Source organism: Carboxylicivirga litoralis, assembly GCF_025499605.1.
Lineage (GTDB): Bacteria > Bacteroidota > Bacteroidia > Bacteroidales > Marinilabiliaceae > Carboxylicivirga > Carboxylicivirga litoralis.
Map to the genome: position 1 here is coordinate 205903 of NZ_JAFMVC010000002.1, position 12073 is coordinate 217975.

Here is a 12073-nt window from a genome sequence, read left to right on the forward strand (position 1 = left end):
TTGAGTTAGCAAAAAAGCCGTTCAGGATAATTTCTGAACGGCTTTTTAAGTTTAAAGAATTCTGTTTTATTCGTTTAAAAGGAGTGAGTTGGTAAAGTGAAGAAGCATGTCTTTTACTTCTTCATAGTTTTCATCTTTCACGTTTACATCGGTTAAACGTGGCAGGTGTATGGCAAAATAGCTATGGCTGTTAGCCATTTCAAACAAATTACTTGCCAATGCTCTTGGGTATGGAAAATCAGGATTTACCTCTGAAATTACATTAGCTACCTTATCACAAAGCATTTTATAATTCGAAAAGAAACCCTCGGTGTTCTCTTTATCAACCTCCTTTGTATAATAAGCCTTTGTTCCTTCGGCTATGATTACCCGGTGAAGCACACTCTCGTTGACATAATCAATGGCTGGGTTTTCTTTGTATGCTAACACCAAAGTGTTGATTATAATCTTAAGTTTTTCTTCCGCCGATTTGATATTCATTGTATTAATATCAATCAAATAGCTTACCCATTCCCAATACCACGATACTAAATACAAAAGCAATAAATGCTTGTTTTCAAAGTATCGATACACCGAAGCCTCTGTCGAATTCATCTTGGCTGCTAGCTTTTTAAAAGTAAAAGCTTCAAAACCAATCTCATCGATTAATAAAATGCTGTGTTTGATGATATTCTGTCCCAGCGAAGTCTCTTGCGGATCGCGTAGGTATAGCTTGTTATTTAAGCTGATCTTGATTCCAATAGACATATTTTGACAAAATTATTTGCAACAAAAGTAAACTTTTTTTTGAACAAGTTTGGCTTCTTTGATGTTATAGTAAGATAAAATTAAAAGATAGTATTGCTATTAAAGTAAAAAGTAATAGATTTGTACTCGAAATTTGTTGCTATGTTTAATTTTTAAAGACACTGTTGACCGGTAAGCAGTTGATTTGGAGAAAATAAAGGAATTTAAGAATGAGTGTCACACAAAAAAAAGGATTACTAGGCAACTTAAAGCATGATGTTCCAGCTTCAATAGTTGTGTTTTTAGTAGCAGTTCCACTTTGTTTAGGAATTGCATTAGCTTCAGGAGCACCGTTATTTTCAGGTGTTATAGCAGGTATAATCGGAGGTATTGTAGTAGGTGTTTTTAGTGGATCGCAATTAGGCGTAAGTGGGCCGGCAGCAGGATTAGCTGTAATTGTATTGTCTGCTATTAGCGAACTCGGTTCATTTGAGCTCTTTTTAGCCGCCGTTGTTATCAGTGGTGTATTGCAATTGATTTTGGGGTATGCCAAGGCTGGTATTATTGGCTATTATTTTCCATCATCTGTAATAAAAGGGATGTTATCAGGTATTGGAGTTATTATTATTCTAAAACAGATACCGCATAGTTTGGGCTATGATAAAGATTACCATGGTAGTTTGGCATTTGCTCAACCAGATGGGCATAATACACTATCCGAGCTGTATTATATGTTTGAGGCCATTAGTCCCGGAGCAGCTATTATCACCCTATTATCAATGGTTGTATTGATTTTATGGGAGCGTCCGTTCATGAAGAAGATTAAATTATTTAATATTGTTCAGGGACCTTTGGTTGTGGTTGCCTTAGGTATTGTTCTGAATTTGATTTTCCAATCAATGCCTTCTTTCGCTTTAAAAGCGAACCAGGTTGTGGCCATTCCGGTTGCAAGTAGCATTTCTGGGTTCTTAGGTCAATTTACAACACCAGATTTCTCACAAATATTGAATCCATCAGTCTGGATAATAGCTGCTACCATTGCTATTGTTGCTAGTCTTGAAACATTACTTTGTTTGGAGGCAACGGATAAACTCGATCCTCAAAAGCGAGTGACGCCGACCAATCGAGAATTAAAGGCACAGGGTATTGGAAACATTATTTCAGGATTAATTGGAGGCTTGCCAATTACACAGGTTATTGTGCGAAGTTCAACGAATATTCAGTCGGGCGGTAAAACAAAAATGTCAGCCATTCTTCATGGTGTTATCATGTTGCTTAGTGCTTTGGCCATTCCAAAGTTGTTAAATCTTATTCCTTTAGCAAGTTTAGCTGCTATCCTGTTTATTGTGGGATATAAGCTGGCAAAACCAGCCTTGTTTAAACAAATGTACGGACTAGGTAAAGAGCATTTTGTACCGTTTATGGTAACCATCTTAGGAATTGTGTTTACCGATTTATTGATTGGTATTGTGATGGGATTGGTTGTCGCTATTATGTACATCCTCTACAATAATTATAAAAAGCCATTCTTATTTGAGGAAGGAAAGCACCTGAAGGATCGAGTATTACATCTGGAGTTAGCGGAAGATGTGACTTTTATTAATAAGGCCAGTATTTTGAATACACTAGGGCAAGTCCCAGATGGTTCTAAAGTGATTATTGATGCCAGCCGTTCAATTAATATTTGTCACGATGTGATTGAGATAATTGAAGAATTTAAGACCAGTGCAGAATTTCGAGACATTGAAGTTGAAGTAAAAGGTCGTGAAAAGCGCGGAGTGCGAAATCAGCGCAAAGCAGTAGAATTTGCCTTGAATGAGGTTTAGAGATTTATTGTTAAATGGATTAAATGGATTAAAATATGAAAACATTAACGCAAACAGAACGCACGCAAGCAAAGATAACTCCGGAAAAAGCCATTGAGCTTTTGAAAAATGGTAATAAACGTTTTTTGGAGAATAAGCTGCTTCATCGCGACTATCATCAACAATTAGATGTGACTGCCGATGCTCAATATCCATTCGCTGCTGTGTTAAGTTGTATTGATTCACGAATACCTGTAGAAGTTGTTTTTGATCAAGGTATTGGCGATATGTTTAGTGTTCGCATTGCCGGTAACATTCTGAATGATGATATTTTGGGAAGTCTTGAGTTTGCCTGTAAGCTGTCTGGTACTAAGGCTATTGTAGTGATGGGGCATACCTCATGTGGTGCCGTTAAAGGGGCGTGCGATGATGCCAAATTAGGTAATCTAACGCAAATGTTAGATAAGATTAAACCCGCTATTGAGCAAACAGCAACTGAAGATGGGGAAGCCCGTAATTCTGGTAATATCGAATTTGTGAATAATGTGGCAAGCAAAAATGTAGAACTCACCATCGAAAATATTAAATCACAAAGTACGGTACTTAAAGAAATGGCTGATAATGGAGAAATTGCCATTGTTGGTGCGATGTACGATGTGAAAACAGGCTTAATTACCTTTTAGTTAGTTATGTTCCCCGGGTTGAATGTGTCTGTTTCCTGAGTTAGTTATACATTCAACCCATTAATTTTACCTGAGTGTGGTGATTCGATTTCAAAAGTGATTTCGAATCGCCATTTTTTATTTCTAATTGAAGTTATTTGGCCTGAAACAGATTATAATTACAACAAATTACCTTCGTATAGTTGCAAATTACATTTAGTATGTAAAAAAATATAATTTGATGTTTGGTTTTTAAAAATATTATTTCAAATATTTGTGGCGTACAATTGCAAGAGCAAAAAATGAATTTGATTTTAACACATAAAGGCTGGTGGCATCATACTTATCTTTCAACCGAGAGTTAAGGGCAACCATCGTATATATAAAAGATATGAACAAAAGGCTTACCGAAACTCTCGGTAAGCCTTTTTTTATTACGTAAATTTAACCATACCATGGATACAATAAACATAAAAACCATAGCAACACCAATACCGGCTAATGTAGCAGATGTGACTACGCCGGTGAGTTTGTATTTAAAGCTTCGTGATGCCTATCCGAATACCATTCTTCTGGAGAGTAGTGATTATCATGGAAGCAGTAATTCTTTATCATTCATTTGTTTCAATCCGCTTTATGAATTTGTGGCTGATAAAGGTCAAGTCAAACAGGGGGAAGCGCATAAAGAACTGGAACCAATTGAGGTGACAAAGGAAGACAATGTACCACAACTATTAGATGCCTTTATCAAGCGTTTTAATGTGCAAAATGGCAATTGTCCCATTAAGGTCAATGGTTTATTTGGCTACTCTACCTTTGATGCTGTTCAGTATTTTGACACACTATCTTTTAAGGCCGAAAAGAAAGAGCAGCACTCTATCCCGGAATTGAGATACACGTTCTACAAGTACATTGTGGCATTTAATCATTTCACGAATCAATTGTACCTGATAGAAAATTTAGAAGATGGAGAATCGTCATCAGCATCTTTAATCATCGAAGAATTTTACAACCGAACCATTCCAAGTTTTCAGTTTAAGCCATCCAATAATGAAGTATCAAACCTGACGGATGATGACTTTATGAAGATGGTGGCCAAAGGAAAAGAGCATTGTTTTCGTGGTGATGTATTTCAAATTGTTTTGTCACGCCAGTTTCGTCAGCAGTTTGCTGGTGATGAGTTTAATGTCTATCGGGCATTGCGAAATATTAATCCATCTCCCTATTTGTTTTATTTCGATTATGGTGCCTATAAAATCTTTGGTTCTTCGCCCGAAGCACAGTTAATTATTGATAATAATGTGGCCACGATTAATCCTATTGCAGGCACATTCAAGCGTACCGGTGATGACGTAAAAGATCAGGAATTAGCTATTCAATTAAGTAAGGATGAGAAAGAGAATGCCGAACACGTGATGTTGGTTGATTTAGCTCGCAATGATTTAAGTCGCAATTGTGAAAACGTCACCGTTAACACTTATAAAGAGGTTCAATATTATTCGCATGTATTGCATTTAGTATCTGATGTGAGTGGCGAATTGCAGGAAGGCTCCATTGCTTCACGGGTGATGGCCGATACTTTTCCGGCTGGTACTTTATCAGGAGCTCCAAAGTATAAAGCTATGCAGCTGATCGACTCGATAGAAAATCAAAACCGTGGCTATTATGGTGGTTGCATAGGTAACATTGGATTAGATGGTAGTTTTAACCAGGCCATCATGATTCGCTCGTTTTTAAGTAAGAACAATACACTGTTTTATCAGGCTGGAGCTGGTGTTGTTAGCGAGTCAAAAGAAGAAAATGAATTACAGGAAGTTAATAATAAGTTGGGGGCTTTAAAGAAAGCCATTCAGCTGGCAGAAGAGTTTTAAAGTTGGAAAAAGATTATAGAGGCTAGAGGCTAGCCTAATATTAATAAAAAAAAGCTAGACTCTAGTTTCTAGCAGCTAATAGCTCAAAATGATGAAAATACTAGTCTTAGATAATTACGATTCATTCACCTACAACCTGGTGCATTATGTGGAGGAGATTATTGACCAGAAGGTGGATGTGTTTAGAAACGATGAAATTAGCGTGGCCGATGTAGCCCGGTACGATAAGATATTATTGTCACCAGGTCCGGGTATACCCGATGAAGCAGGTATCTTGAAAGAAGTCATTAAAACCTACGCTTCAACAAAGAGCATACTTGGAGTGTGCTTAGGTTGTCAGGCTATTGCTGAGGTATTTGGTGGAAGTATTCGCAACCTGAATAAAGTGTATCATGGCGTTGCCACTCCTGTGACTGTCACTAATACAAATGAATACATTTTTAAAGGGTTACCTGAGACTTTCAAAGCAGGACGTTATCACAGCTGGGTAGTTAATGAAGAAGATTTACCTGCAGAATTACTGATTACCTCCAAAGAGGCGGAGGGACAAATTATGGGATTGATGCACAAAGAATACGATTTACATGGCGTGCAGTTTCATCCCGAATCGGTGTTGACAGAGCATGGTAAAGAAATGATAAGAAATTGGATAGAGAAATAGTTTGAAGTATGGTCGCAGAAAGCAGAAGGTGATTATGCCATTGCAGACATCAAATTTAAAAAACAATTAAGCTAGCCTCGAGTCGCTAGCCTCTAGCAGCTAAAAACCATGAACATTAAACAAACCATAAAACAACTAACCAACCACAAAACACTTTCACGGGATGAGGCTCGACAAGTGTTGGTTAATATTGCTAATGACGCTTACAATAAATCTGAAGTGGTCGCCTTTTTAACCGTCTTTATGATGCGACCAGTGACAGTAGAAGAGTTGTCCGGCTTTCGGGATGCATTGCTTGAATTGTGTTTACGCATTGACCTATCCGATTTCAGAACCATTGATATGTGTGGAACTGGTGGCGACGGGAAAAACACTTTTAATGTGTCAACACTGGCATCGCTGGTGGTGGCAGGAGCAGGTGCTAAGGTCTCAAAACATGGGAACTACGGTGTGTCATCTTCGTGTGGTTCGTCGAATGTGATGGAATACCTGGGCTATCAGTTTACCAATGATGAAGAAACATTGAAAGAGCAGTTGAGTAAAGCGAACATCTGCTTTTTGCATGCACCGCTATTTCACCCGGCTATGAAAGCAGTAGCTCCTATCCGTAAAGAGCTAGGACTGAAAACCTTCTTTAACATGCTGGGACCAATGGTAAATCCGTCATTTCCGGAACATCAGTTGGTTGGCGTTTTTAGTCTGGAATTGGCACGCGTGTATCAATACATCTATCAGCAAACTTCAAAGCAATATGTTATAGTGCATGCCTTGGATGGTTACGATGAAGTGTCGTTAACGGGAGATTTTAAAGCGATTACAAATTCTGGTGAGCAGATTTATTCACCAACGGATTTTAAAATGAATCAAATTCAGGCAGAAGAGATTTTTGGAGGTGATACTATTCCTGAGGTAGCCGAAATCTTTATAAGGGTGTTAGAAGCTAAGGGCACCGAAGCACAAAATAATGTGGTGATTGCCAATGCAGGATTGGCCTTAAACTGCTACTATCCGGAAAAAGGACTGGAACAAAACATTGAAGAGGCACGTCAGTCATTATTGGATGGAAAAGCAGCAAAAGTTTTGTCAGTGCTTTTAGAGATGTCTTGAATCTTGATACTTACGTCTTAAGTCTATAAAAAAATGAATATTCTTGATAAAATAGTCGCTCAGAAAATTGTAGAGGTAGAACAGGCTACAAAAGCTGTTTCGGTTGAACAGTTGATGGATAAACCACTATTTAATGAGGCCGTCCCATCGCTGAAAAATTCCATTGCCAGTCCTGAAAAAACGGGGGTGATAACTGAGTTTAAGCGACAATCGCCATCTAAAGGTGTTATTAATGGTAAAGTTAAAGTTGAAGATGTTGTGACTGGCTACGAAAGAGCAGGTTCGTCAGCATTATCAGTATTAACAGATCAGCAGTTTTTTGGTGGTTGTAATAAAGATTTAACCACCGCACGCCAAGTAACGACTATTCCCATTCTTCGCAAAGATTTTATTATAGACCCTTACCAGGTGTATGAAGCTAAAGCGATTGGAGCGAGTGCAATTCTGTTAATCGCTGCCATTTTAGATGTGGATCAAGCCAAAGAGTTGGGGGCGCTGGCTAATTATTTAGGTATGGAAGTGCTGATGGAATTACATGCTCCGGAGGAGACGAATCGATTAAACCCGTTTATCGATGTCATTGGCATTAATAACCGCAACCTAAAAACTTTTGAAGTTGATCTGGAACAATCGATAAAATTAGCTGCATCGCTACCTGATGATAAACTTAAAATTTCAGAAAGTGGCATACACACACCAGAAGATGTCGTTTTCCTAAGAAAGAATGGCTTTGATGGTTTCCTGATTGGCGAGAGCTTTATGAAAACGACTGATCCGGCAAATGCTTTTACTGAGTTTGCCCGAGCAATTAAAGTAAAAGCTGAAACATTATAACTACTGACCACTTAACCATGAACCAAATTCCCGAAATAAAAGTATGTGGCATGCGAGATAGCTCTAATATCAGTGAGCTATTAATGCTGAAGCCGGAATATGTGGGGTTTATTTTCTATGAAAAGTCACCACGTTTTATTGAGCAAAAGCCAAATATTGCCTTTAGAGCTGCCACTAAAAAAGTGGGTGTGTTTGTTAATGCCAGTGAGCGCACTATCAACGAAAAACGCATCCATTTTGGTTTGGATATTATTCAGTTACACGGTAATGAATCACCAGAGCTTTGTTTTTTGCTCAAACAAAGTGGTGCAAAAGTGATGAAAGTATTTCAGGTGGATGAGGATTTTGACTTTCAACAGACACGCCGTTATCAGGATTATTGTGATTACTTTTTATTCGACACACAGACGAAAGCCTTTGGCGGAAGCGGGAAGAAGTTTGACTGGCGATTATTGGGAAAATATAACAATGCCCGACCTGTGTTTTTAAGTGGTGGCATTGGGCCTGATGATGTTAATGAAATAAAGAAGATAAAAGACTTGAATCTCAAAGCGATTGATGTTAATAGCAAATTTGAGTTAGAACCGGCAATAAAAGATATCCAATTGCTATCCGATTTTTTCAATGAATTAAGAAAACCAGAATCAGAATGAGTAATCAGAGTAAATATCAGGCAGATGAAAACGGTATGTATGGCCAGTTTGGTGGTGCTTTTATTCCGGAGATGCTGTATCCAAATATTGAGAACCTGAAAAAGGTCTATAAAGAAATTATTGCTTCGGAGGCTTTCCAGGCTGAATATAAGTCTTTGCTAAAAGATTATGTAGGACGACCATCACCACTGTATTATGCGACTCGCTTATCTGATAAATATAAAACCAATATATACCTGAAGCGCGAAGACCTGAATCATACCGGCGCGCACAAAATCAATAATACTGTGGGGCAGATTCTGATTGCCAAACACATGGGGAAGGAGCGTATAATCGCTGAAACGGGAGCTGGGCAACATGGCGTTGCTACAGCAACAGCTTGCGCACTCATGGGCTTAAAGTGTGTGGTGTATATGGGCGAAGTTGATATAAAAAGGCAGGCTCCCAATGTGGCCCGCATGAAGATGTTAGGAGCCGAAGTAGTGGCGGCCAAATCAGGAAGTCGAACATTAAAGGATGCCACCAATGAAGCTTTGCGTGATTGGATTTGTAATCCTGAAGATACGTTTTACCTGATAGGTTCTGTCGTGGGGCCGCATCCTTATCCCGATATGGTGGCACGCTTGCAGGCTGTTATCAGCGAAGAAATCAAACAACAGATTGCCGAGAAGACCGATAAAGATTATCCGGATTATGTGATTGCCTGCGTGGGAGGCGGTAGCAATGCAGCAGGTTCGTTCTATCACTTTTTAGACGATGAACGGGTGAAGCTGGTAGCTGTTGAAGCATCCGGTTTGGGTATTGATTCTGGCGAAACAGCTGCTACTATTGCTTTAGGTGATAAGGGTATAATCCACGGAAGCAAGACATTTTTGATGCAAAGCGACGATGGACAGATTACAGAGCCATATTCTATTTCGGCCGGATTGGATTATCCGGGTATTGGCCCTCAGCATGCGCATTTATTTGAAACGGGTCGAGCCACTTTTTTATCGGCCACCGATAAAGAGTCTTTAGATGCAGCCTTGCAATTAACCAGGCTCGAGGGAATTATTCCAGCATTGGAGTCGGCGCATGCATTGGCAGCATTAAATAAGATGCGCTTCAAACCAGATGATTCAGTCGTCATAACCGTATCGGGACGCGGAGATAAAGATATGGCAACATACATGGAACGTTTTGACTTTTGACTATGAACAGATTACAACAACTCTTTCGAGATAAAAAAGATATTTGCTCGGTGTATTTTACAGCCGGGTATCCAGAACTGGATGATACAATGCCTGTGTTGCAGGCACTTGAAAATGGTGGAGCTGATTTAGTAGAGCTGGGGATGCCTTTTTCCGACCCATTGGCTGATGGACCAACCATTCAGGCTAGCAGTGAGCAAGCATTAGAGTATGGGATGAGTATTAAAAAGCTGTTTGAGCAGATAAAAGACATGCGTCAAACCATTTCAATGCCTGTGGTTCTGATGGGGTATTTTAATCCCGTTTTTAAATATGGTGTTCGGGAATTTATCGCCAAATGCCAGGAAGTGGGTGTTGATGGCCTGATTTTACCTGATTTGCCATTTGATGAATACCGTGAGCAATATCAGCAGTTATTTGAAGAAGCAGGCATCGCGAACATCTTTTTGATCACACCGCAAACATCTAACGAACGCATTAAGTTGATTGATGCCAATAGCAAAAGCTTTATTTATGTGGTTTCATCGGCTTCAGTTACAGGTGCGAAGAAAGAGGTTGAACAGAAACAAATTGATTACTTCAACCGCGTAAATGATCTTGGATTGAAAGCTCCGCGATTGATTGGCTTTGGAATCAGCAATCGCTCAACTTTTGAAACAGCCTGCCAGCATGCCTCAGGTGCAATTATAGGCAGTGCCTTTGTGAAACTGTTAGGCGAATATGGGGCTGATGTAGGTAAGATTAAAAAGTTTATTAAGAGTATTAAGCCTGAAGATTAAAGTCCGTAGCCCGAAGAGAACTGAGAACAGAGAGGTGAGAATTGAGAGAAGAGATAATTAAGCAAGCTATCAGCTTTTTAAGAAAGTACAGAATATCTTCCCCCTGGGGAAGTGCCGTAAGGCGAAGGGGGAATAATCATCGTTAACCTGGCTGTCAGCCGGAAGCTTTATAAAATAACCGCGCACTGCGCACTAAGCACTGAATAAACATGCAAAATACCGCCATTATCCGCATCCATTGCCCCGACCAGCCGGGAATAGTTGCCAACGTTACTGATTTTCTCTATCGGAATAACGGTAATATCCTGTACCTCGATCAACATACCGACCGTGCCGAGAATCGCTTTTTTATGCGTGTGGAATGGGATTTAGATGGGTTTGCTATTGAAGCAGATGATATAAAAGAGGCGTTTAACAAGGTGATTGCCCAGCCGATGCAAATGGTGTGGACACTTAATTTTTCATCACAAACACCGCGAATGGCCATTTTTGTATCGCGGGCATCGCATTGTTTATACGATTTATTGGCTCGATACAGTGCCGGCGAACTAAATGTTGACATACCGCTTATTATCAGCAATCACAAAGATCTGGAAGTGGTGGCGCAGCAGTTTGGCATTCCATACTATCACCTGCCATTAGCAAAAGAGAATAAGCCGGAAGCAGAGGCTGAACAATTACGACTTTGTGCCGAATACAATATTGATTTCATCGTATTGGCACGTTACATGCAGATTTTGTCCCCCGAGTTTAATGCACAATATCCTGATAGAATTATTAATATTCACCATTCTTTCTTGCCAGCTTTTGCTGGAGCTAAACCCTATCATGCCGCACATTCGCGTGGAGTGAAGCTGATTGGAGCAACCGGGCATTATGTCACATCCGACCTGGATGCCGGGCCGATTATTGAGCAGGATGTTATTAAAATATCGCATCACGATACGGTTCAAAGCTTGGTGCAGAAAGGTAAAGATGTGGAGAAGATGGTGCTGTCGCGTGCAGTACAAAAGCATATCGATAGAAAGACATTGGTATATAAAAATAAAACCATCATATTCGCTTAACTAAAATATTGCAAATTTAAATTTCAACCCATGAAACAGTTCGTAATAGTATTTACATTGACATTAATGTCAGTATCAATCTTTGCTCAAATGCCTGATGAACGCGGTTATATTGTAAAAGTTGGAGATATGGCACCCGACTTTGAAATGCCTTTAACCGATGGTTCAACAGTAAAGCTATCTGATTTACGAGGCCATGTTGTTATGCTCCAATTCACAGCTAGTTGGTGTGGTGTGTGCCGAAAAGAAATGCCGCACATTGAAAAAGAAATATGGCAGGCATATAAGGATAAAGGTTTAAAAGTATATGGAGTTGATCGGGATGAACCGAGAGAAAAAGCCATTGAAATGATTGAATCAACTGGCATTACCTATCCAATGGGCTTAGATGATAATGCTGATATTTTTGGCTTGTATGCTGATAAAAAATCCGGTGTCACTCGTAATGTTTTAATTAATAAAGAAGGTAAAATCATATTTCTGACCCGATTATTTAATAAAGATGAATTTGCGGCACTTGTGAAGAAGATTGGAGAGGAAGTGGATAAATAGTGCGCTGTATCTCGAGTCAAGTCAGGTACCAAATTTCTGTTAAGTTAGGAAATTCCCCCTCTCCCTCCGGGTATCTCCCCAAGGGGAGAATGTAGAACGAATCTTCCCCTTGGGAAAGTGTTAAAGGCGAAGGGGGTATGCATTTTTGTATTACTAATTGAGAAGT

12 protein-coding genes are annotated in these 12073 nt (G+C 39.4%); 11 read left to right on the forward strand and 1 reads right to left on the reverse strand.

All coding sequences use genetic code 11. The annotated features are described in order from the left end of the window. Positions 1 to 66 precede the first annotated feature (66 nt). A complete protein-coding gene (locus J1N10_RS02940; protein ID WP_262325186.1) occupies positions 67 to 747 on the reverse strand; it encodes a TetR/AcrR family transcriptional regulator in 681 nt (226 codons plus the stop codon). A 209-nt stretch (positions 748 to 956) separates the two neighbouring features. Between J1N10_RS02940 and J1N10_RS02945 the strand changes: the two genes are divergently transcribed. From J1N10_RS02945 to J1N10_RS02995, 11 genes are all read left to right on the forward strand, one after another. Beyond that, the gene (locus J1N10_RS02945) at positions 957 to 2552 is read left to right on the forward strand and encodes a SulP family inorganic anion transporter (RefSeq protein WP_262325187.1); all 1596 of its coding nucleotides are present in this window, start codon (positions 957 to 959) and stop codon (positions 2550 to 2552) included. 35 nt (positions 2553 to 2587) lie between these two features. Then, on the forward strand, positions 2588 to 3214 hold the full coding sequence (locus J1N10_RS02950) for a carbonic anhydrase family protein (RefSeq protein WP_262325188.1): 627 nt from the start codon (positions 2588 to 2590) through the stop codon (positions 3212 to 3214). Positions 3215 to 3648: 434 nt separating this feature from the next. Then, on the forward strand, positions 3649 to 5064 hold the full coding sequence (locus J1N10_RS02955; protein ID WP_262325189.1) for an anthranilate synthase component I family protein: 1416 nt from the start codon (positions 3649 to 3651) through the stop codon (positions 5062 to 5064). A gap of 88 nt (positions 5065 to 5152) precedes the next feature. After that, a complete protein-coding gene (locus tag J1N10_RS02960; RefSeq protein ID WP_262325190.1) occupies positions 5153 to 5725 on the forward strand; it encodes an anthranilate synthase component II in 573 nt (190 codons plus the stop codon). A gap of 108 nt (positions 5726 to 5833) precedes the next feature. Continuing rightward, a complete protein-coding gene (gene trpD / locus J1N10_RS02965; RefSeq protein WP_262325191.1) occupies positions 5834 to 6832 on the forward strand; it encodes an anthranilate phosphoribosyltransferase in 999 nt (332 codons plus the stop codon). A 33-nt stretch (positions 6833 to 6865) separates the two neighbouring features. Then, positions 6866 to 7666 (forward strand): indole-3-glycerol phosphate synthase TrpC, encoded by an 801-nt coding sequence (trpC, locus tag J1N10_RS02970; RefSeq protein WP_262325192.1) that lies wholly within the window; start codon positions 6866 to 6868, stop codon positions 7664 to 7666. 17 nt (positions 7667 to 7683) lie between these two features. Next, positions 7684 to 8319: a phosphoribosylanthranilate isomerase gene (locus J1N10_RS02975; RefSeq protein WP_262325193.1), complete on the forward strand. Its 636-nt coding sequence runs from the start codon at positions 7684 to 7686 to the stop codon at positions 8317 to 8319. After that, positions 8316 to 9509, forward strand: coding sequence for a tryptophan synthase subunit beta (trpB, locus tag J1N10_RS02980; RefSeq protein WP_262325194.1), 1194 nt, complete (start codon positions 8316 to 8318; stop codon positions 9507 to 9509). Before J1N10_RS02975 ends, trpB begins: the two co-directional genes overlap by 4 nt. Before the next feature lie 2 nt (positions 9510 to 9511). Continuing rightward, positions 9512 to 10288, forward strand: coding sequence for a tryptophan synthase subunit alpha (gene trpA, locus J1N10_RS02985; protein ID WP_262325195.1), 777 nt, complete (start codon positions 9512 to 9514; stop codon positions 10286 to 10288). 209 nt (positions 10289 to 10497) lie between these two features. Beyond that, positions 10498 to 11355, forward strand: a complete 858-nt coding sequence (gene purU / locus J1N10_RS02990; RefSeq protein WP_262325196.1) for a formyltetrahydrofolate deformylase — start codon at positions 10498 to 10500, stop codon at positions 11353 to 11355. Positions 11356 to 11385: 30 nt separating this feature from the next. After that, positions 11386 to 11907, forward strand: a complete 522-nt coding sequence (locus J1N10_RS02995) for a TlpA disulfide reductase family protein (protein WP_262325197.1) — start codon at positions 11386 to 11388, stop codon at positions 11905 to 11907. Positions 11908 to 12073 lie beyond the last annotated feature (166 nt).